23 protein-coding genes are annotated in these 19911 nt (G+C 68.2%); 18 read left to right on the top strand and 5 right to left on the bottom strand.

Annotated features, from left to right (window positions below):
• Positions 1-987: a tripartite tricarboxylate transporter substrate-binding protein gene (locus AAFF27_03825; protein ID XAH24331.1), complete on the top strand. Its 987-nt coding sequence runs from the start codon at positions 1-3 to the stop codon at positions 985-987.
• A gap of 165 nt (positions 988-1152) precedes the next feature.
• Positions 1153-2169 (top strand): tripartite tricarboxylate transporter substrate binding protein, encoded by a 1017-nt coding sequence (locus AAFF27_03820; GenBank protein XAH24330.1) that lies wholly within the window; start codon positions 1153-1155, stop codon positions 2167-2169.
• Positions 2170-2300: 131 nt separating this feature from the next.
• Here AAFF27_03820 and AAFF27_03815 read toward each other — a convergent pair whose 3' ends face one another.
• Positions 2301-2624, bottom strand: coding sequence for a DUF1840 domain-containing protein (locus AAFF27_03815; GenBank protein ID XAH24329.1), 324 nt, complete (start codon positions 2622-2624; stop codon positions 2301-2303).
• Positions 2588-3898, bottom strand: coding sequence for a class I SAM-dependent methyltransferase (locus AAFF27_03810; GenBank protein ID XAH24328.1), 1311 nt, complete (start codon positions 3896-3898; stop codon positions 2588-2590). Before AAFF27_03810 ends, AAFF27_03815 begins: the two co-directional genes overlap by 37 nt.
• 165 nt (positions 3899-4063) lie before the next feature.
• Between AAFF27_03810 and AAFF27_03805 the strand changes: the two genes are divergently transcribed.
• Complete coding sequence (locus AAFF27_03805; GenBank protein XAH24327.1) at positions 4064-5200, top strand: aminopeptidase; 1137 nt, start codon at positions 4064-4066, stop codon at positions 5198-5200.
• A gap of 11 nt (positions 5201-5211) precedes the next feature.
• Here AAFF27_03805 and AAFF27_03800 read toward each other — a convergent pair whose 3' ends face one another.
• From AAFF27_03800 to AAFF27_03790, 3 genes are all read right to left on the bottom strand, one after another.
• A complete protein-coding gene (locus AAFF27_03800) occupies positions 5212-5472 on the bottom strand; it encodes an acyl-CoA-binding protein (GenBank protein XAH24326.1) in 261 nt (86 codons plus the stop codon).
• Positions 5473-5546: 74 nt separating this feature from the next.
• Positions 5547-5942, bottom strand: coding sequence for a hypothetical protein (locus AAFF27_03795; GenBank protein ID XAH24325.1), 396 nt, complete (start codon positions 5940-5942; stop codon positions 5547-5549).
• 70 nt (positions 5943-6012) lie between these two features.
• Positions 6013-6321: a helix-turn-helix transcriptional regulator gene (locus AAFF27_03790; protein ID XAH24324.1), complete on the bottom strand. Its 309-nt coding sequence runs from the start codon at positions 6319-6321 to the stop codon at positions 6013-6015.
• A gap of 372 nt (positions 6322-6693) precedes the next feature.
• Here AAFF27_03790 and AAFF27_03785 point away from each other — a divergent pair, with 372 nt between their 5' ends.
• From AAFF27_03785 to AAFF27_03715, 15 genes are read left to right on the top strand one after another with little or no spacing between them, the layout of a single operon-like run.
• The gene (locus AAFF27_03785) at positions 6694-6990 is read left to right on the top strand and encodes a pilus assembly protein (GenBank protein ID XAH24323.1); all 297 of its coding nucleotides are present in this window, start codon (positions 6694-6696) and stop codon (positions 6988-6990) included.
• Positions 6991-7016: 26 nt separating this feature from the next.
• Entirely contained in the window at positions 7017-8543 is a 1527-nt protein-coding gene (locus AAFF27_03780; protein ID XAH24322.1) for a pilus assembly protein TadG-related protein, read from the top strand.
• A complete protein-coding gene (locus tag AAFF27_03775) occupies positions 8540-9331 on the top strand; it encodes a hypothetical protein (GenBank protein ID XAH24321.1) in 792 nt (263 codons plus the stop codon). The genes AAFF27_03780 and AAFF27_03775 overlap by 4 nt, the downstream gene beginning before the upstream one ends.
• Positions 9328-10035: a hypothetical protein gene (locus AAFF27_03770; GenBank protein XAH24320.1), complete on the top strand. Its 708-nt coding sequence runs from the start codon at positions 9328-9330 to the stop codon at positions 10033-10035. The genes AAFF27_03775 and AAFF27_03770 overlap by 4 nt, the downstream gene beginning before the upstream one ends.
• Positions 10032-10229 carry a hypothetical protein gene (locus AAFF27_03765; GenBank protein XAH24319.1) on the top strand — a complete coding sequence of 66 codons (198 nt, stop codon included), beginning with the start codon at positions 10032-10034 and terminating at the stop codon, positions 10227-10229. The genes AAFF27_03770 and AAFF27_03765 overlap by 4 nt, the downstream gene beginning before the upstream one ends.
• A 54-nt stretch (positions 10230-10283) precedes the next feature.
• Entirely contained in the window at positions 10284-11327 is a 1044-nt protein-coding gene (gene cpaB / locus AAFF27_03760; protein ID XAH24318.1) for a Flp pilus assembly protein CpaB, read from the top strand.
• Positions 11328-11366: 39 nt separating this feature from the next.
• On the top strand, positions 11367-12884 hold the full coding sequence (locus tag AAFF27_03755; protein ID XAH24317.1) for a pilus assembly protein N-terminal domain-containing protein: 1518 nt from the start codon (positions 11367-11369) through the stop codon (positions 12882-12884).
• 10 nt (positions 12885-12894) lie between these two features.
• A complete protein-coding gene (locus AAFF27_03750; GenBank protein XAH24316.1) occupies positions 12895-14637 on the top strand; it encodes an ATPase, T2SS/T4P/T4SS family in 1743 nt (580 codons plus the stop codon).
• Positions 14638-15483: a type II secretion system F family protein gene (locus AAFF27_03745; protein ID XAH24315.1), complete on the top strand. Its 846-nt coding sequence runs from the start codon at positions 14638-14640 to the stop codon at positions 15481-15483.
• A gap of 4 nt (positions 15484-15487) precedes the next feature.
• Complete coding sequence (locus AAFF27_03740) at positions 15488-16378, top strand: type II secretion system F family protein (GenBank protein XAH24314.1); 891 nt, start codon at positions 15488-15490, stop codon at positions 16376-16378.
• Positions 16375-16722, top strand: coding sequence for a DUF192 domain-containing protein (locus AAFF27_03735; GenBank protein ID XAH24313.1), 348 nt, complete (start codon positions 16375-16377; stop codon positions 16720-16722). Before AAFF27_03740 ends, AAFF27_03735 begins: the two co-directional genes overlap by 4 nt.
• Positions 16719-17390 (top strand): TadE/TadG family type IV pilus assembly protein, encoded by a 672-nt coding sequence (locus AAFF27_03730; protein XAH24312.1) that lies wholly within the window; start codon positions 16719-16721, stop codon positions 17388-17390. The genes AAFF27_03735 and AAFF27_03730 overlap by 4 nt, the downstream gene beginning before the upstream one ends.
• Before the next feature lie 38 nt (positions 17391-17428).
• A complete protein-coding gene (locus tag AAFF27_03725; protein ID XAH24311.1) occupies positions 17429-17791 on the top strand; it encodes a hypothetical protein in 363 nt (120 codons plus the stop codon).
• Between the two features lie 14 nt (positions 17792-17805).
• Positions 17806-19185 (top strand): OmpA family protein, encoded by a 1380-nt coding sequence (locus AAFF27_03720; GenBank protein XAH24310.1) that lies wholly within the window; start codon positions 17806-17808, stop codon positions 19183-19185.
• Positions 19182-19850 (top strand): lytic transglycosylase domain-containing protein, encoded by a 669-nt coding sequence (locus AAFF27_03715; GenBank protein XAH24309.1) that lies wholly within the window; start codon positions 19182-19184, stop codon positions 19848-19850. The genes AAFF27_03720 and AAFF27_03715 overlap by 4 nt, the downstream gene beginning before the upstream one ends.
• The last annotated feature ends 61 nt before the right edge of the window (positions 19851-19911 follow it).

Genomic DNA, 19911 nt, shown 5'->3' with positions numbered 1-19911 from the left:
ATGCAAAAACTGCTCTCCCTCTCCGTGCTGGCAGCAGCTGCGCTGGGCGCATTTGGTGTGCATGCCCAGGACTACCCCGCTGGGAAGTCCGTGACCATCGTCGTCCCCTTCGCCGCTGGCGGCCCGACCGATCGCGTCGCACGCGACCTGGCAGAAGCCCTGCGCAAGCCCCTGGGCGGCGTGACCGTGATCATCGACAACGCTGCCGGCGCCGGCAGCTCGATCGGTGCGGCCAAGGTGGCACGCGCCGCACCTGATGGCTACACGCTGCTGCTCAACCACATCGCCATGTCGACGATGCCCGGCCTCTACCGCAAGCTGCCGTTCAAGATCGAGAGCGACTTCGAGTACCTGGGCATCATCAACGACGTGCCCATGACCCTGATCGCCAAGCCCAGCCTGCCGGCCAACACCTATGCCGAGCTGAACACCTGGATCGGCCAGAACAAGGGCAAGATCAACCTCGGCAACGCCGGCGTGGGCTCGGCCTCGCACCTGTGCGGCCTGCTCTACCAGAGCGCGGTCAAGACCGAAATGACGCCGGTCCCCTACAAGGGCACGGCCCCGGCCATCGCCGACCTGATCGGCGGCCAGATCGACCTGCTCTGCGACCAGACCACCAACACCACGACGCAGATCGACGCCAAGAAGGTCAAGGCCTATGCCGTGACCACGCCCAAGCGCCTGACCACGCCGGCGCTGAAGGATCTGCCCACGCTGAGCGAAGTCGGCCTGAAGGACTTCCAGGTCACCATCTGGCACGGCCTGTACGCGCCCAAGGGCACGCCGGCACCGGTGCTCAAGAAGATCAACGAGGCGCTCAAGGTCGCGCTCAAGGACCCTGAATTCCTGAAGAAGGAAGAAGGCCTGGGCGCCGTGGTGGCCACCGACGGCCGTATCGAGCCAGAAGGCCACAAGGCCTTCGTGCTGGCCGAGATCGCCAAGTGGACGCCCATCATCAAGGAAGCCGGCGTCTACGCCGACTGATCGACTCCAGATGACACCGCGCGGCTTTGGCCGCGTGGCCCTTCAGCCGCCTTCGGGTGGCTTTTTTTTGGCCCGCAGGTGCAGGGTTTGCGGGTTTTTACGCGCTGCCAAGGCGCGGGGCCGCTGCCAAGCTCCATGCACATGAATCACCATCGAGAGAACCGAATGCACTTCCCCCGCAGACAAGCCCTGCGCACCCTCCTGTCGGCGACCACGCTGGCCGCCAGCGCACTGTGCGCTGGCGGCGCCCTGGCGCAGGCCGCCTGGCCGAACAAGCCGGTGCGCATCATCGTGCCCTTTGCGCCGGGCGGCACCACCGACATCATGGCGCGCGCCGTGGCGCCCGAGCTGTCCAAGGCCTTCGGCCAGTCCTTCATCGTCGACAACCGCCCGGGCGCCGGCGGCAACATCGGCGCCGAGGCCGTGGCCAAGGCGGCGCCCGACGGCTACACCCTGCTGATGGGCACCGTCGGCACGCACGGCATCAACCGCGCGCTCTACAGCAAGCTGCCCTACGACCCGATCAAGGACTTCGCCCCGATCACGCTGGTGGCCGCCGTGCCCAACGTGATGGAGATGAACGCCGAGAAGGCCAAGGCCATGGGCATCCACAACGTGCAGGACTTCATCCGCGTGGCCAAGGAGCGGCCGGGCAAGCTCAACATGGCCTCCAGCGGCAACGGCACCTCGATCCACCTGGCGGGCGAGCTGTTCAAGACCATGACCGGCATCTACATGGTGCACTTCCCGTACCGCGGCTCGGGCCCGGCGCTGATGGACATGATCGGCGGCAACATGGACGTGATGTTCGACAACCTGCCGTCCTCCATGCAGCAGATCAAGGCCGGCAAGCTGGTGGCGCTGGCCGTGACCAGCGCGCAGCGCTCGCCCGCGCTGCCCAACGTGCCCACGGTGGAAGAGGCCGGCGGCCCGGCGCTCAAGGGTTTCGAGGCCAGCTCGTGGTTTGGCCTGCTGGCGCCGGCCGGCACCTCGCCAGAGGTCATCAACCACATCCAACAGGAAGTGGCCAAGGCGCTGAAGACGCCGGCCATCAAGGAAAAGCTGGAAGCCCAGGGCGCCATCCCCAGCGGCAACACGCCGCAGGAATTTGCCACGCTGATCGACAGCGAGCACCGCAAGTGGGCCAAGGTGGTGAAGGCCTCGGGCGCTACGGTTGATTGAAGGGCGCTCCAAAATAGATAGCTAGTAGCCGGCATGAAAAAAGGACTTCAGGCACTTTTAGTGCTGAAGTCCTTTTTCTTTGCCGGCTTTAAGCTATTTTTTATATAGCGCCTGTTGGGCTGCCAAGCCTGTCACACGCCCCAGACCACGTCCTTGTGCTCGGCCGCGCTGCGCCGCAGCATGTCGATGAAAGGTGCTACCCGCTGTCGCAGCGTGACGCTGTTCTGGCCGTGCGCATGGTGGCCGGCGCCGTCGGCGTTTTCGTCGGCCAGCTGCTGTGGCTGCTCTTCGTCGTGGCGCACGGCGGCTTCCAGCGCCGAGATCGCTCCGGGGATTTGATCGACGGTGACGATGCCGCGCGGCAGGATTTCTTTGCCGATGATTTTCAGCACTTGCTGGGCGCTGGCTTCGAGCAGGATTACTTCTGCAGTTGCTTGGGATTTGAATTTGAACATGGTGTGTTTTTTTCTCCGTAGATGTAGTCGCGTCGGAACGGGTAGTCCGATTGGGCGCCGCGGATAGAACCGCTTTCCAATTGCTTGTCGGGCCGGGTCGCCAGAATCTGGTGCAGCGAAATCCAGCCCTGCTCGAATGACATGGCGCAGCCCGACAGGTACAGCCGGTAAGCGCGCAGCACCTTCTCGGCGCGCGCCGCATCGCCGCCGGCGGCCAGCACCTGGCGCGCGGTGTCGAGCTGCGACTCCAGCGCCTCCGACCAGGCCCAGAGCGTGCGCGCGTAGTGCGGGCGCAGGTTTTCGGTGTCGACCATTTCCAGCCCGCCCGCGGCCAGGTCGTGCATGACCTGGCTCACGTGCAGCAGCTCGCCGCCGGGGAAGATGTACTTCTCTATGAAATCGCCCATGCCCGCGCCCAACTGCACGTTGTCCAGGCCGCCGGCGGTGATGCCGTGGTTCATGATCAGCCCGCCCGGGCGCAGCAACTGCTGCACGGTGTTGAAGTAGCGCACCATGTTGACCCGGCCCACGTGCTCGAACATGCCGACCGAGGCGATCTTGTCGAAGGGCTGCTCTACGCTCACGTCGCGGTAGTCGCGCAGCTCCATGCGCACCCGGCCCGACAGGCCGCGCTCTTCGATCAGGCGGTTGACGTGGGCGTGCTGGTTGCGCGACAGCGTGATGCCGGTGGCCTCCACGCCGTAGTGCTCGGCGGCCCACAACAGCAGGCCGCCCCAGCCCGCGCCGATGTCCAGAAAACGCTCGCCCGGGCGCAGGTCGAGCTTGCGGCAGATGTGGTCGAGCTTGGCCTCTTGCGCCTGCGCCAGCGTCATGTCCGCTTCGCGGTAGTAGGCGCAGGAATAGACGCGGCGCGGGTCCAGCCACAGCGCATAGAAGTCGTCGGAGATGTCGTAGTGGAACTGGATTTGCGCCGCGTCGCGCTCGCGCGTGTGGTGGGCCAGCGACTTGGCCCGGCGCAGCACATGCGTCCACCAATGGGTATCGCTGACCGAGGGGTTGCCGGGCAGCAGGCCGACCACGGCGGCCATCAGGTCGGACATGCGGCCGTGCACGTCGACCCGGCCTTCAACGATGGCCTCGCCCACCGCGCCGATCTGCCGGCTGGCCAACTGCGCCAGGCCTATTGCGTCATGGAAGCGCAACAGCACCGAGGCCGGGTCCGGGCCGATGCGCTGGCCCGAGGGGAGCTGCAAGGCCACCGGAATGGGCAGCTGCATGAGTTCGCGTTCGATCTTGCCGGTAAGAGATTCCATGGGCTTGGAGTTTTCTGCGACTAGGGCCAGGCGTCAACCATACGGGTGTCAGACAAAAGCGCAATCGCGTGCACCGGCATACGCCCTGGATACCTGCGCTCACGTCGCTGCGCCTGAACCAACTCTACACTTCTTGCCAACTTTTCGCTGCCGCCGCCTGCCCCCGTGCCCTCCCGCCTTTCATTCCTCCGCGTCCTGCTCACCCTGCTGCTGGGGGCAGCGCTGGCCGGCTGCGCCGACACGCGCAGCAGCGCCAGCTACTACTGGCAATCCGTCAGCGGCCACCTGCGCCTGATGGAGGCGGCCCGCCCCATCGACCAATGGCTGGCCGACGACAGCACGCCGGCCGTGCTCAAGCAGCGGCTGCAACTGGCCCAGCGCATCCGCAGCTACGCCTCGCGCGAGCTGGACCTGCCCGACAACGCCAGCTACCGCCGCTACGCCGACCTGCACCGCACGGCCGCGCTGTGGAACGTGGTGGCCGCGCCGCCGCTGTCGCTGACGCTGCACACCTGGTGCTTCCCGGTGGCCGGCTGCATCGGCTACCGCGGCTACTACAGCGAGGCCAACGCGCAGGCCGAGGCCGCGCGCATGCGGGCCGAGGGCTTCGAGACCACCGTCTACGGCGTGCCCGCCTACTCCACCCTGGGCTGGACCAACTGGCTGGGCGGCGACCCGCTGCTCAACACCTTCATCAGCTACCCCGAGGGTGAGCTCGCGCGCATCATCTTCCACGAGCTGGCGCACCAGGTGGTCTACGCCAAGGACGACACCACCTTCAACGAGTCCTACGCCACCGCCGTGGAGCGCATGGGCCAGCAGCGCTGGCTGGCCAGCGAGGCCTCGGATGCCGCGCGTGCCGACTACGCCCGCTTTGCCGACCGGCGCAACGCCTTCCGCGCCCTGGTCCAGCGCACGCGCACGCGCCTGGCGGCCATTTATGCACAAAAAACGCCTGAAGCCCAGGATACACCTGGGCTTTTAGCTATGAAAAAAGAAGCGATGGATGATTTCCGCGCCGACTACGCCCGCCTGCGCGACGGCTGGGGCGGCGATCCACGGCAATACGCCGGCTACGACGCCTGGGTCGCCAAGGCCAACAACGCCGCCTTTGGCGCCCAGGCCGCCTACGACGAGCTGGTGCCGGCCTTCGAGGCGCTGTTCGCCCGCCTCGCCCAGCAGCCGGGCGACCCGTGGCCGCGCTTCTACGCCGAGGTGCGGCGCCTGGCCGCCCTGCCCAAGGCCGAGCGCCGCGCCGCGCTGGACGCCGAGCAGCCGCAGGCTACGGCGTTGACTCCATAAGCGGACGAAGCCTAGGCCGCCTGCAGCGCGGCCACCAGGTCGATGTACTGCTGGCGCGCCGCATCGGCCGTGGCGCCCTTCAGCTTGCTCCAGGCCTCCCACTTGGCGCGCTCGACGATCTCGCTGAAGGCCGGCTTCTTCTCGGTGTTGTCGCCCTGCGTGGCCTGCTTGTAGAGCGCGTAGAGCTTGAGCAGCGTCGGGTTGTCCGGCCGCGTCGGCAAGGTCTTGGACTGGGCGACGGCGGCGTCGAAGGCGGCGGCAAGGTCGGTCATGGTGGTGGCTGGAGATGAATGAACCAGCGGGCATCGTATCCCCGCGCTGCCGCAGATGCGCTGCTGGCTATTGGCTATTGGCACATCGCCGATTGCGGCAGCCCGGCGACCATCTGCTCGCAGGTCTTGGTGAGGCCTTCCTGGTTCACGCCCTTCCACGTCTCGATGGTCGCCTCCGTATCGGTTTTGAGGGTATCCCGCAGTCCCTTGGCGGAGTCTGGAAAACCGAGGCCCTCCCATCTCTTCGCCGCGCGCTCGGTGCAATCGGCCTGCAGTTTCAGGGCATCCACGCAGGCCTGCGGCAGGCGTGTATCGACCGCGGCATGCACCGGCTGCTGCTGCGACTGCGCTGCGGCGGCCGGTGGCGCGGGCTTGCTGTCACAGGCTGCCAGCAGGCCGACCAGAGCACCCGCAGCAGCAAGGCGCAGGACTTTTTGGCGCACGCAAGCGCCATGGACAAAGAAGCTCATGGGGGAAAAATTCACGAAGGAAGCCGGAGCAATCCGGCGGAAGACATGCGGGGCGCAAGCGCCCGGCAAATCACGAAGCGGGACGCGAGTGCTCGAAATCCGGCGGCGAGCAGCGCGCCAGCAGTGACAGCACCTCACCCAGCGGCTGGTGCTGGGCGGCGTAGATCACATTGCGCCCGGCCTGCTTGCGCCGTACCAGCTGGGCCCGGCTGAGTTCCTTGAGATGGAAAGAGGTGACCGACGGCTTGGTGTCGGTGCACAAGGAGATGACCCCGGCGGGCAAGCCCTTGCTCCCTGCATCGGCGACGGTCTTGTAGATCTTCAGGCGTGATTCCTGTGCCAGTGCAGCAAGCAGCATGGCGGCGTTCTTCAAATCCATGTATGAGTACTTCCCTTAGCTCTTTTTTACTGTTGTCTTGGGCCAGTTGCAGCCCCTGGCGAAGCGCCAGGACCTGCAGCAGCAGCGAGCCCGGAAATTATGGCCACGCCCTCCAGATACCGGCCATGCGAATTTGCAACAGTTTCTTTACCTGCGCTGCACACAAGCCCCTCTGAGAACACCAATAGCCCCTGCCACAAGCACCTTGAAACGATTCGACGGTTATTGAAACCTCGAATATTTCGGCAGCCGCGTGCGCAAGTCCGTTGCTATGGTTCGCGCCTCGCCGGGATGCCACAGCACCGGGTTGCCGCCACGCGCAACACGGCCCTGGATCCCCTGTCACCCATTCGACCGAAAGGACCACCGGCCATGCAAACCATCCACGCCCTCTCCCGCCGCCCGAGCCCCCGCCAACGCATGCGCGGCCAGGGCATGACCGAGTACATCATCATCGTGGCCCTGATCGCCGTGGCCGCCATCGGCGTCTACGCCATGTTCGGGCAGACGCTGCGCAACCAGACCGCGGGCCTGGCCCAGGAGCTGGCCGGCAAGTCGGCATCCTCCAACGCCATCAAGGCGGCGGGCCAGTCGGCCAACAACGCTTCTTCCCGCGCCAATGCAACCAAGGGCCTGAGCACCTACAACCAGGCCAACGACGCGAACTAAACGGCTCGCAGCGCGGCAAGGCACCCATGCAAGCACGCTCCATCACGGCCCGCACCCTGCGGCGCGAGCGTGGCCAGGCCATGGCCTTCGGGCTGGTGTTCCTGGCAGCGGGAAGTGCCGCGCTGTACCTGGCGTTCAACGCCGGCCAACTGAGCTTTGCCAAGAGCAAGCTGCAGAACACTGCGGACGCCGCGGCCTACAGCGCTGCCGTGCTGCAGGCGCGCGACTACAACTTCAGCGCCTATGCCAACCGCGCCATGGTCGCCAACCAGGTGGCCGTGGCGCAGATGGTGAGCCTGGCCTCCTGGAGCCAGGAGATGAAGGACAGCTACACCGGCACATCGCCCGGCCAGACCATCGTCGACATATTTGGCGACCAGAGCGCAATCCAATGGAATATGCCAAAGCGCACCGGCGCAGCCGTGGTGCGTATGGCAGATCCCATCATCAGCAAGGCCACCGCCATTGCCACACCAGCGCTTGGCCTGCTGATCAGCTCGCTCAGCCAGGCCCAGTCGGCCTACCACACCGCCACGCTGACCACGCTGCCCTTGCTGGCAGACCAGATAGCGCGACGCAACCAGCCGGATTCCAGCGTGAGCAGCGGCTACTTCTTCGGGCCGCGCAACCTGGTGCAAGTGGGCAAGTGGAAGCGCTTCACCCAGCAGTACGACGCGCGCGCCGGCCAGTCCGACCGCTTCGCCGACGTGGTGACGGATGGCGACACGCTGGACGGCTTCATCAAGGACCGTGGTACCACGACCCGCACGATGGGCCACCTCGGCAGCGCCTACAAGGGCTGCAAAGGAGCCTTTGCGGCCTTCCTGGGGCTGGCCCTGACGCATGGCGGCGGCACGCAACTGACGCAGGACCGCTCGCGTTGGCAGGGGCTGGACGCGACGGACGAAGAGGGGGCGCTTACCTGCTGGTGGGCCACGCCGGCCGGGCCGGTCGGCTTTGTCATGCCGCTGGCTTTCTCGCACGGCCGCGGCGGAGCCGGCACGGGTTCGGGCAGCAGCTACGTGGAGCGTTCGGGCTATGGCAGCTACCGCAACTTTGGCGGCACGCTGCTGAACCCGGCCACCTTCATTGCGGCCAACCTGCAGTACCAGAGCGGCACCGGCAGTTCGCTCGATGCACGCAGCCAAGGCCTGCGCCCCTACCAGGAGCTGACAGCACAGGCTCGCCCAGCGGCTGGCCAGGACGATAACTTCAACCGTGCGCCACACATCACCATCGAGGTCGAGCGGCCCGGCGCCTCGCTGGGCACTTCGTCACGGCTGCTGGCCGATGCGGGGCGGCTGCAGCAGGACGACAAGCTGGCGTCCAACAGCATGCGCGCGCTGGCCAGCGCCAGCGCCTATTTCATCCGGCCGGACGATCGCAGCGGCCTGGCCGGCCGCCTGCGCTCGGCTGCGCAGTGGGCACGCGCAGATGGCAGGTTCGAGTACCCGAGCCTGTTCAATCCCTACTGGCAAGCCTCGCTCACGCCCACCACCGATACCGAGAAGCTCGCCGCCATCGCAATGCAGGTTGCCGGGGGAGTGCCATGACCCGGCGGCCTGCGCAGCGCGGGCAGGCGCTGGCGGAGTTCGTGGTGATCGCCGCCAGTGCCCTCTTGCTGTTGCTGCTGGCGATCACCATGCTGGGCAAGCTTGACGACGTGCGCTCCAAGGTCCTGATGTCATCGCGCTATGCGGCCTGGGAGCGCACGGTGTGGATGGACGAGCCCGAGTGGACATCGCACTACGGCAGCACCGCGACCAAGTCCGATGCGGACATCCGCAGCGAGATCGCGCAGCGCGTGCTGGGCCACGATGCCCCGGCCCTGCGCGCAACGGACCGCAGCGCGCGCAGCCTGGCTGCGGGCGGCCTGCCGATGTGGGAGGACCATGCCGGCGCAGCCCTGCTCCAGCGCTACCAGGACGTGAGCACGCAGGCCAGCCGCGAGGAAACCGGTGGCGTACTGGGCGGCATCACGCGCGTGCTCGATGCCGGCAGCGCGATCGGCATGGGCTTTGATCTTTCCACGCGCAACCTGCGCACGGCCGAGGTGGGCTTCACCGTGGGCGCCAGCAATGCCGCCATCAGACAGCTATGGCCCGACTGGCGCGGCCTGACGCTCTCGGACCACTACGCCCTGCTGTCCAATGCCTGGACGCCCGACGGCCGCAGCGCAGCCGAGACGCTGGTGGGCGGCGCGGTACTGACCTCGAAGCTATCGACCATCGACCGGGCCGTGCTGGCGCCCTTGATCCCGCTCGGCACTGAAATCACACGGCTCGATCTGGGCCGCATCCGCACCGACGTGGTGCCGCAAGACCGGCTGGGCGCGCGATGAATCAGGCCTCACTGCGCACCACCCTCTTGCTCTGCGCCCTGGCGCTGCTGGTGGCGCCCGCCGCGCACGCGGCAGCCTGCAGCCGCGTGCCGGTGCAGGCGCAGTCCAGCGCATGGATAGGCGAGCACCTGGTGGTCAACGGCATGCCCACCGCCATTGCCAGCCTGCGCTTCAAGAATTCCGCCGCCGACACGGCCGAGGAATTCCGCAGCTACTGGGCGCGCGAAGGCCTGCCGGCAAAGGCCTATCGCAAGGGATCGGAATGGACGCTGATGGCGCTGGACGAGCGCTGCCAGTACCTGCTGCAACTGACCGAGGGCCGCGACGGCACCACCGGCGTGTTCAGCGCCACCGAGCTGCGGCCGGTGGCGCCGCTGGTGGACCTGGCGCGCGAAGGCGTGCCAGTGCCGCTGGGCGGCAAGGCCTTGTCCGACACCAGCGCGGAAGAACCTCTCTTCAATTCGCGCGTGCTGCTGTTCGAAAGCGCGCAGCCGGCGCAGGCGGTGTACCGCCAGTTTCTGGAGCAGGCCACGCGCCAGGGCTGGAAGGCAATGGCGCCCGAGGCGCCGCAGCAGGTTGCCGGCGCGCCGCTGGATACCGCCTACAGCCTCACGCTGCAGAAGCGCGGCCTGCGGCTGGACGCCGCCATCTACCCCCAGGCGCAGCGCACTCATGCGCTGCTCACTGTTGAGAAGGACCGATGAGCGTCGCACCCCACAAGAACCGGCGCCACAGGCAGCGCAAGCAGCGCGGCCAGGCCTATCTGGAGTACGTGCTGGCAACCCTGCTGGTGGTGGGCGTTCTGCTCAGCGGCGGCGACGACTCGGTGCTGAACCAGTTGCTGCACGGCTTCCAGTCCTTCTATGGCGCCTACGGCTTTGCACTCTCCACCCCCTGAGGCCACGCGCCGCAGGTGCGCCTCTTCCACAACGCTCCCACGCCTGATCCCGGTATGTTGAAGAAAATAAAACTCCAGTCCCTGGCCAGCAACCCCTGGCTGCTGCTGGCGCTGGCCGTGGTGGTGGCCGGCGCCCTGACCTTCTCGGTCTACCGCTACCTGAGCGGCCGCGAAGCAGCCATGCGCGACCTGATTTCGCGCGAGATGGGCGACCGCTCCACCGTGGCGGTGATCGTCCCGTCGAGCGACGCGCCTGCGGGCAGCCCGATCAACGCCAACGGCTTTTCCGCGCGCGATGTGCCGGCTGACCTGGTGTTCGACGACGTGCTGCGCGCCACCGATTTCGAGACCGTGTCGCAGTCAAGGCTGGTGCGGCCCGTGCGCCGCGGGCAGCCGCTGCGGCGCGCAGACGTGGAAGCATTGCGGGCGCGCGACTTCTCGGATTCGCTGCCGGTGGGCAAGCGCGCGCTGACGATCGATATCGACCCCCTCAATTCCGCGGCCAGCATGCTGCGGCCCGGCAACCATATCGACCTGTTCCTGATCAGCAATACCGGCGGCACGAATAGCGCGCAGCCGGGGCAGTCGTCGCGGCTGCTGCTGTCGGACCTGGCCGTGCTGGCCACCGGCCAGGATGTGCGCGCGCGCGACTTCGGCGAAGCCGGCCAGCAGGGCGGTGAGACCGCATCCACCGGCCACGGCGGCTACGACACGCTGACGCTGCAGGTCACGCCTGAGCAGGCCGGCCGCATCGCGCTGGCGCAGAAGATCGGCGGCTTGCGCGCCGTGCTGCGCAACCAGGACGACAAGGCCGCGACGCCGCCGGTGGTGGTGTCGGAGAACGCGCTGTTCGGGCCCGACGACGGGCCCTCGATCGAATACATCATCGGCGGCACGGGCAAGCAGGACCCGGTCTCCAAGGTGCCGGCCGCGGCCGACCTCGGCAAGGTCATCACTGCTGCGCTGACTTCCGCCCAGCCCAGCCCGGCAGCACCGCCGGCCACGCCACCCGCCAACCCCTTTGGCCGCAATGCCTTGGCCGCCCCTGCGCAGCCGGCGCCTGGCATGGGCGCGAGCGGCCTGCCCGCCAGCCGCTGAGCCCACCACCCGCCCCTGAAAAGACGACGAGCCCACCCGATGCACCGCCTTCTCGCGCTGTCGCGCCCCTCTCTCTTCCTCCACACCTGCGTCGGCGCCTTGCTCGCAGGCACCGCCGCGCTGGGGCCCGTGCCTGCCGCAGCGCAAACCGAGCGCGCGACAGACAGCGCCGCGCAGCAGCGCCCTGTGATCGAGCTGTACCAGGGCGAGGTACGCGCGCTGGATGTCCAGGGCACGATCAAGCGCATTGCCATCGGCAACGGCAGCCTGGTGAGCAGCACCATCACCGCCGGCAGGCTGTTGCTGCTGGCCGAAGCGGCCGGCACCACCAGCCTGGTGGTCTGGACCGAGAACGGCATCGCCCTGCAGGCCAAGCTGCGCGTCACGCCCACCGACCTGCAGGAAACGCTGAGCTATGTGCGCGGCGCGCTGGCCGACGTGCCAGGGCTGCGCATCCAGCAGCAAGGCGGCAAGGTGGTGCTGACCGGCATGGTGCACGAGGAGCAACTGGCCTATGTCCGCACGGTGGCGCAGCGCTCCGAGGACATCGTGAACCTGGTGCGCGCGGACGAGGGCGCGGCGCCGCGCAAGACCATCCATTTCAAGCTGCAGATCATGGAGATCACCAAGCGCGGCCAGGAGAACATCGGCATCCAGTGGGACCAGTCGATCAACGGCCCGCAGGCATCCATTGCCGGCAATGCGATCCGCACCGGCCGCTACCGGACCTTGCCCAGCTCCGACGCCGCAAGCTTCGACAACACGCCGGGCAGCGTCAACGGCCGCTCCAGCGGGGCCTATCTGGGCATTGCGACCTCGATCTTCTCGCGCATCAACATCGCCATCTCGGATGGCGACGCCTTCCTGCTGGCCGCGCCCGAACTCAACAGCCGCAGCGGCGGCGCCGCCACCTTCCTGGCCGGCGGCGAGGTGCCCATCCCGCGCGCGGGCGCCTTCGGCACCACCGATGTCACCTACAAGCCCTACGGCATCCGGCTGAACATCAACCCCACCGTGGACTCGCGCGGCAATATCGCCGCCGGGCTGGAAACCGAGATCAGCCAGATCGACCCCTCCATTACCTATGGCGGCTTCCCGGCCTTCCTCACCCGGCGCACCACCTCCGACCTGTCGCTGCGCGCGGGCGAGACCATTGCCCTCTCCGGCCTGGTGAGCGCGGACTCCTCCCGCGCCATCGACAAGGTACCGCTGCTGGGTGACGTGCCGGTGCTGGGCCGCCTGTTCCGCTCGGATGCGTTTCGCAGCAACAAGAGCGACCTGGTGATCTTCGTCACGCCGATGCTGGTGGACCCGCAGGCACCTGCCACCGAGACGCTGCTGGACCGCGCCGGCCAGATCGACCAGGGCTACCGCCACGACAACGGCGACCCCAGCCCGCTGCCGGCACTGAAGGCCCGCCGCGAACAAGAAGACGCCGAGCAAGCCGCCCGCAGCAGGAGTGGCGCCCCCAGCGCTGCGCCCGCCACTACCCCACCGGCATCGGCCGAGGCACTGCCGCCCGGCACCGCCCTGGACCCGGCGCCACCGCGCGAATAGGAGCCTTGCCATGTTCGAGATCCGCGTTGAGGGCCGTGCCGCCGAAGGCCGCAGCTTCCGCTTCGGGGAGCGCTGCACCATCGGGCGCCTGCCGGAATGCAACATCGTGCTCAAGGGCGTGCTGATCGGCAAGCTGCACGCCACGCTGGAAGAGCGCGAGGGCCGTGTCTACCTGCATGACAAAGGCGGCATCGCCTCGACGCTGGTCAACGGCGACCCGGTCACCAGCTACGGCCCGGTGCTGGAGAAAGACCGCATCGAGATCGGCGGCTACCAACTGGTGGTGACGCCGCAGGCCGCGCACGATGCGCCGCCCGCATCCAAGCCGCCAGCGCCGCCGCCAGCGGCCACGCCGATTCTGGTCGCCACGGCACCGCCTCCGCCCCCCGCGCCCGCAGTCATGCCGCTGCCCGCACGCCCACGCCACAAGGCCACGGCGCCGGAGCCTGCTGAAGAAGTGCAGCCGATCAACAGCGCCACCGGCATCGAGCTGCGCAAGCTGGCGCACCAGCGCCTGATCGAGGCCATGGACCTGCGCCGCGTCAACGTGGCGCGCATGGACGAGGGCGAGCTGGAGTCCATGGTCAACAGCCTGCTCGACACCATCCTGGAGAGCGACAAGCGCCTCGAACACCCGCACATTCCCAAGCCCGTGCTCAAGAAGAGCGTGCGCGACGAGGTGATTGGCCTGGGCCCGCTGGAAGAGCTGCTGGACGACCCGGCCGTCACCGAAATCATGGTCAACCGGCACGACCAGATCTTTGTCGAGCGTGAAGGACGGCTGACGCGCTCGCCCGTGATCTTCACCGACGACCGCGCGGTGCTGGGCGCAATCGAGCGCATCGTCGCACCGCTGGGCCGCCGCATTGATGAGAGCTCGCCCATGGTGGACGCGCGGCTCAAGGACGGCTCGCGGGTCAACGCCATCATCCCGCCGCTGGCGCTGCGCGGCCCGAGCATCACCATCCGCAAGTTCTCCAAGCGCAAGCTGCAGGCCGAGGACATGGTGGCCTTCGGCTCGCTGTCGCCCGCCATGGTCGACTTCCTGCGCGTGGCGGTGGAGCAGCGCGCCAACATCGTCATCTCCGGCGGCACTGGCTCGGGCAAGACCACGCTGCTGAACGTGCTGTCCAACTTCATCCAGCGGAACGAGCGCGTGGTCACCGTGGAGGACGCGGCAGAGCTGCAGCTGACCCAGCCCAACCTGGTGTCACTGGAGGCGCGCCCGGCCAACATGGAAGGCAAGGGCACGGTCACCATCCGCGACCTGGTGAAGAACTGCCTGCGCATGCGGCCAGACCGCATCGTCGTCGGCGAATGCCGCGGCGGCGAGGCACTGGACATGCTGCAGGCCATGAACACCGGCCATGACGGCTCGCTGACCACGGCCCACGCCAACACGCCGCGCGACTGCCTGGCCCGGCTGGAGGTGATGACGCTGATGGCCGGCCTGGACCTGCCCATGACCGCCATCCGCGAGCAGGTCTGCTCGGCCGTGGACATCATCGTGCAGCAGTCGCGCTTTGCCTGCGGCTCGCGCCGCGTCACGCACATCACCGAAGTCAGCGGCATGGAGACCGGCACCATCCAGCTGCAGGACATCTTCCTGTTCAAGGAAGACGGCTACGGCGCAGACGGCAAGATCCGCGGCGAGTTCGTGCCGACGGCCTACATACCGGACTTCTACCAGTCGCTGATGCGCCGCGGCATACCGGTCGACACCTCGATCTTCAGCGAACGCAAGGCGGCCTAGATGCTTGCGCTCATTCTTTGCGCCGTCTTCCTGGTGCTGGTGGCCGTGCTGTGGTTTGGCACGCGGCTGGGCCGCATCTGGCTGCTGTCGCGCACCGCCAGCGTGGCCTCGGAGGTGGAGTCCTCGCTGGCCGACCTGTTCATCTTCGTCAACACGCAACAGATCGCCGGGCTGAGCATTCTGTCGGTCATCCTGCTGCCGCTGCTGACCTTCCTGCTCACGCAGAACCTGGTGTTCACGGCGCTGTCGCTGCCGGCGGCCTTCATGCTGCCGCGCGTCTACCTCAAGCGCCTGCACCGCCAGCGGCTGCTGCTGATCGAAGAGCAGTTGCCTGACGCATTGCTGATGCTTTCCGGCGCGCTGCGCGCCGGCGCCAGCTTTCCGGTGGCGCTGGAGAGCGTGGTGCATGAGTCACGGCCACCGGTCTCGCAGGAGTTCGACCTGCTGCTGCGGGAGATCCGCCTGGGCGTGGACCTGGCCGACGCGCTGGACAACATGGAACGCCGCGTGCCGGTGCAGGATTTCCTGATGGTGACCGCCGCCATCTCCATCGCGCGCGAGGTCGGCGGCAACCTGGCCGAAACGCTGGAGTCCGTGGCGCGCACGCTGCGCGAGAAGCACCAGATGGAGGGCAAGATCCGCTCGCTGACCGCGCAGGGAAAGATGCAGGGCCTGGTCATGACCGGTCTGCCGCTGTTCCTGATCCTGGTGCTGCGGCAGATGGAGCCGGTCGCCATGGCGCCGCTGTTTGACTCGCCCATAGGCTGGGCCACGCTGGCGGTGATCTGCGTGATGGAGCTGCTGGGCTACAAGGCGATCAGCAAGATCACCAACATCCGGGTCTGAGGCCATGCACACCACCCTGCTCATCGTGTCCCTCGCGCTTGGCTTTGGCACGCTCGCCCTGGGTTTCATGCTCTGGTGGTCGCTGTCGCGGCTGACGCAGGCCATACCCAAGGAAGACCGCGGCTACCTCGACCCGCTGCCGCGCCAACTGCGCGCACTCTGGCCCGTGGTGAAGTTCATCGACCACCATTTCGGCCGCTTTTTCCCCAAGCGCCTGCTGGACTCCACGCAAGAGATGCTGCGCATCACCGGCATGCTGTTCCTGATGAATGCGCGCCAGTTTGTCGCGCTGCGGCTGCTGTCGGCCCTGCTCTTTGGTCTGCTGGTAGCGGCACTGATGCTGCCGCTGGCGGCGTTCTCCTTCCTGCCCATGCTGGCCGGCACGTTGCTGGGCTTCTACTACCCGCGCATCTGGCTGCGCGACGTGCGCAAGAAGACGGTGGATGCGGTGGTGCGGCACCTGCCGGTGTTCCTCGACTTCCTCACCATGAGCGTGGAGGCCGGCCTCAATATCACCGGCGCCATGCAGCACGCCGTGGCCAAGGGCCCGGAAGGGCCGCTGCGCCGCGAGTTCGAGCACGTGCTGCGCGACCTGAAATCGGGCCTGAACCGCGCCGACGCATTGCGCCGCATGGACGACCGGCTGCGCATGAAGGAGGTGACCAACTTCGTGGGCGCGGTGATCCAGTCCGAACGCATGGGCTCGGGCCTGGCCAGCACGCTGCGCTTCCAGTCCGAGCAGCGCCGCAGCGAGCGCTTCCAGCGCGCCGAGAAGCAGGCCATGGAAGCCCCGGTCAAGCTGATCTTCCCGCTGGTGGTGTTCATCTTCCCCGTGACCTTCATCGTGCTGGGCTTCCCCATCGTGATGAAGTTCATACAGGAGGGCCTGCTGTGACGGGCGGCCGGCTCCGCTGCGACGGACGCCCGCTGCCGCTGGAGGCCTGGCGCGCCCAGCGCCTGCTGGAGCGCATGCGCGGCCTGCTCGGCCGGCCGCAGGGCAGCCTGGGCGCGCTGTGGATCGCGCCCTGCAACTCCATCCACACCTTTGCCATGGGCTATGCCATAGACGTTGCCTTTCTCGATGCACAGGGCCGCGTGCTGGCCACGCATGCGGCCGTGCGCCCGGCGCGCATGCGCTGGTGCTGGCCGGCACGCAGCGTGCTGGAACTGCCCGCAGGCGGCATGGCGCTGCACGGCATCGTGCGCGGGGCAGAGCTGACTTTCGAGGCGCATGCATGAACAAGGCCGCCCGACGCACGGCATTGGCGCGCGGGGCACGGGGGCAGAGCGCCACCGAGTTCCTGATCCTGCTGCCGGTGTTGGTACTGCTCTGCACCGCCATCCTGCAGTTCGGCCTGCTCTACCAGGCCAAGGCCACGCTCGACTACGCAGCGCTGCAGGCCGCGCGCGCGGGCGCGGTCGGCTACGGCCAGATGGACGCCATGCGCAGCGGCCTGGCCGATGGGCTGACACCGCTGTTCGCCCGCTCCGCCGACGCCACCGGCCTGGCCAAGGCCAAGTGGGCGGCCCGCAGCGAGAGCCGCGACGGCCAGATCAGCCGCATCGACGTGCTCAACCCCACCAGCACCGCCATGCGCGACTTCGCGCGGCGCGGCACCTATGCCGGCCAGACGATCCGCCAGATCCCCAACGACACGCTGATGTACCGCGACGAGCGCCCCGGCAGCGCCTCCGGCCTGTCGATCCAGGATGCCAACCTGCTGAAGATCCGGGTGCGCTACTGCTACAGCATGTTCGTGCCCTTCGCCAACCGCACCATCCATGCGGTGTTCGGCCTGTTCTCCAGCAACCCCTGCGGCAGCGGGGGCCTGGGAGACACGGAGTGGCGGCTGCCGCTGGAGTCCGACGCCATGGTGCGCATGCAAACGCCCTATCGGGGATCGTGATGCTGCCAATACCGTCTCGCAGCCCCCATCCCCGCAGCGTGCCATGGCTGCTGCTCGCGCTATGCCTTGCGCCCATGGCCAGCCAGGCGGCGCTGGATGTCAGCACCTCGGACAAGGTCGAGATCATCACCACCCGCAGGCCTGCGCCCACCACCCCGCCGCCGACCAGCAATCCCACGCCCGCAGCCCGCCCACCCACCGAGCCCCCACCCAGCAAGCCTCCCACCGACCTGGTGCGCGAAGAGATCGCCGACACCCGCGACCGCCTGACCCGCAACCTGCGCCTGTATGACGAGGCCCGGCGCCAGTCGGCCACGTCGACAGCCACCGATACCCTGGCCCGCGACGTGCGCGCCGACCTGGAACGGCTGGACCTGCTGCTGCGCAGCCAACAGCCCTGATACCCCCCAAGCCCATGCCCCTGCACCGACCATCCTGCCCCCCATCTCCATTGCAGCGCCTGGCCCTGGCCACGCTGGCCAGCCTGGCGCTCGCCGCCTGCGACCGTGCACCGCCGCCTGCCGCACATGCAGCGCCGCCGGTTACGGCGGCCGCAGCGCAGCCAGCGCCCACCCCGGTTGCTGCCGCGCCCGCCAGTCCGCCCGCCGCAGCGCAGCAGAACCTCGCAGGCGTGGACAGCGGCGCCTTTGTGCAGGGCCACGAGCCCGGCAGCCGCGACTGGTTCGGCCTGCTCAATGCCTTCACCGGCGACACGCTGGGCTACACCCGCAACGGCTCGCGGGACGAGATCGTGGTGGCGCTGGCGCAAAGCTCCACCCTCGATCTGCTGCGTTTTCGCGGCCTGGACGAGGCCCTGGCACGCCACAACCCGACGCGGGTAGAGGTGGCGGCCGCCGATCAGGCCAGCGGCCCCTGGAAGACCGTGCTGCAGCAAGCCCTGCCGGCGCAGCAAGCGGGCTTCAAGGCCGAATTCAAGCTCGACCCACCGGTGCAGGCGCGCTTTCTGCGGCTGCAGTTACAGAACGACAACCCGCCAGGCGAGGCGCAGATCGGCCTCGGGCAGTTCATGGCCTATGGCAGCGTGCCGGCAGAGCCCCCGCCCGCGCGGCAGATCGGCGGCACGCTGCGCTTTCCCATCGGCTTTGGCGCCAGCGGCTTCGTGGTGCTGCAGCAGTCGGGCGCCGCAGTGCAAGGCTGCGTGCTGGACGCCCAGCGCGGTGACGACGGGCGCCTGCACATTGCCGCCATCGAAGGCACGCTGGCCGGCGGCATCGAGGCCGGCGGCCAGCTGCGCTTCACCACCACGGCCACCGACGGCACGACGCGTCGCGGCATCATGTCCTTCAGCCCCGACGGCAGCCAGGTCTATGCGGCGCTGTTCCGCGGCGATGCGGTGGAGGAAGCCGCCGGCAGCCGTGTGCCGCTGGGCGCACAGCCCCAGTGCGCGCCCAGCGCCGAGGCCGACGACAACGCCCTGAGCCAGCCATTGGAGGCTGCCGGCCGCGTGTCCCTCTACGGCATCAACTTCGACCTGGACGCCAGCACGCTGCGCCCGGACGCACGCCCGGCCATTGCACAGATCGTGGCGCTGGCGCGCAAGCACGCCGACTGGCGCTTCACCATCGAAGGGCACACCGACGCCTCGGGCAGCGAGGCCCACAACCAGAAGCTGTCGGAAGACCGCGCCACCGCCGTGGTAGAGGCCTTGAAGACCGCCGGCGTCGACGCCGCACGGCTGCGGCCCCAGGGCTTTGGCGCGACCAAACCGGTCGCCCCCAACGACAGTCCGGCAGGCCGCGCCACCAACCGGCGTGTGGAGCTGGTGCGGCAGTGACAAGGCTGCAGCGGCTGGCCCTTCTAGTTCTGGCCACGCTGGCGCTGTCAGCGCAGGCAGAGGTTCAGCGCTCGCGCCTGGAGGGCGCGGTGGAGCTGATCACCCTGCATGCGCCGCGCGGTGCGGCCCCATTCGCCGCACCACGCCCGGCCCCGCCGCGCAGCGACTACGCCGCGCTGGCGCAGGACGCGGCCCAGCGCACCGGGCTGGACGCACCGCTGATCCGTGCCGTCATGCATGCGGAATCGGCCTTCAATGCCACGGCCGTGTCGCCCAAGGGCGCCCAGGGCCTGATGCAGTTGATGCCGGCCACCGCCGCGCTGTACGGCGTGCAGGACGCCTACGACCCGCGCCAGAACGTGCTGGCCGGCGCCAGCCATCTGCGCTATCTGCTGCAGCGCTTCGGGCAGGACATCCCGTTGGCGCTGGCCGCCTACAACGCGGGCGAGGGTGCCGTGGAGCGCTACGACCGGCGCATCCCGCCGTATGCGGAAACGCGCGGCTACGTCGAGCGCGTGCTCGCCTTGCGCGAGCGCTACCTGGCGGGCGACGCCGCGCCCGCTAGCGCGCCCGCCAGGCGCCCCGCCGCCACCGGCAGCCCGGCCGGGCCGCTGTGGCGCCGTGCCTCGGGCACGCAGCAGTGGGTGATGTTCAGCGCGCCCTGAGCGCTGCGGCGCGGTACACGGCGGCCTTGCCGTGAAAATCAAAAATAATAGCTAAAAGCCC

The organism is Xylophilus sp. GW821-FHT01B05, assembly GCA_038961845.1.
Classification (GTDB): domain Bacteria; phylum Pseudomonadota; class Gammaproteobacteria; order Burkholderiales; family Burkholderiaceae_C; genus Xylophilus.
This window is presented reverse-complemented; position numbering and strand designations above follow the sequence as displayed.

Coding starts and splice junctions, on each gene's coding strand:
- AAFF27_03820 (XAH24330.1), top strand. CDS start 1,153: ATGCACTTCCCCCGCAGACAAGCCCTGCGCACCCTCCTGTCGGCGACC.
- AAFF27_03755 (XAH24317.1), top strand. CDS start 11,367: ATGCACCGCCTTCTCGCGCTGTCGCGCCCCTCTCTCTTCCTCCACACC.
- AAFF27_03825 (XAH24331.1), top strand. CDS start 1: ATGCAAAAACTGCTCTCCCTCTCCGTGCTGGCAGCAGCTGCGCTGGGC.
- AAFF27_03785 (XAH24323.1), top strand. CDS start 6,694: ATGCAAACCATCCACGCCCTCTCCCGCCGCCCGAGCCCCCGCCAACGC.
- AAFF27_03795 (XAH24325.1), bottom strand. CDS start 5,942: ATGAGCTTCTTTGTCCATGGCGCTTGCGTGCGCCAAAAAGTCCTGCGC.
- AAFF27_03775 (XAH24321.1), top strand. CDS start 8,540: ATGACCCGGCGGCCTGCGCAGCGCGGGCAGGCGCTGGCGGAGTTCGTG.
- AAFF27_03815 (XAH24329.1), bottom strand. CDS start 2,624: ATGTTCAAATTCAAATCCCAAGCAACTGCAGAAGTAATCCTGCTCGAA.
- cpaB (XAH24318.1), top strand. CDS start 10,284: ATGTTGAAGAAAATAAAACTCCAGTCCCTGGCCAGCAACCCCTGGCTG.
- AAFF27_03720 (XAH24310.1), top strand. CDS start 17,806: ATGCCCCTGCACCGACCATCCTGCCCCCCATCTCCATTGCAGCGCCTG.
- AAFF27_03770 (XAH24320.1), top strand. CDS start 9,328: ATGAATCAGGCCTCACTGCGCACCACCCTCTTGCTCTGCGCCCTGGCG.
- AAFF27_03730 (XAH24312.1), top strand. CDS start 16,719: ATGAACAAGGCCGCCCGACGCACGGCATTGGCGCGCGGGGCACGGGGG.
- AAFF27_03780 (XAH24322.1), top strand. CDS start 7,017: ATGCAAGCACGCTCCATCACGGCCCGCACCCTGCGGCGCGAGCGTGGC.
- AAFF27_03800 (XAH24326.1), bottom strand. CDS start 5,472: ATGACCGACCTTGCCGCCGCCTTCGACGCCGCCGTCGCCCAGTCCAAG.
- AAFF27_03790 (XAH24324.1), bottom strand. CDS start 6,321: ATGGATTTGAAGAACGCCGCCATGCTGCTTGCTGCACTGGCACAGGAA.
- AAFF27_03745 (XAH24315.1), top strand. CDS start 14,638: ATGCTTGCGCTCATTCTTTGCGCCGTCTTCCTGGTGCTGGTGGCCGTG.
- AAFF27_03750 (XAH24316.1), top strand. CDS start 12,895: ATGTTCGAGATCCGCGTTGAGGGCCGTGCCGCCGAAGGCCGCAGCTTC.
- AAFF27_03740 (XAH24314.1), top strand. CDS start 15,488: ATGCACACCACCCTGCTCATCGTGTCCCTCGCGCTTGGCTTTGGCACG.
- AAFF27_03765 (XAH24319.1), top strand. CDS start 10,032: ATGAGCGTCGCACCCCACAAGAACCGGCGCCACAGGCAGCGCAAGCAG.
- AAFF27_03810 (XAH24328.1), bottom strand. CDS start 3,898: ATGGAATCTCTTACCGGCAAGATCGAACGCGAACTCATGCAGCTGCCC.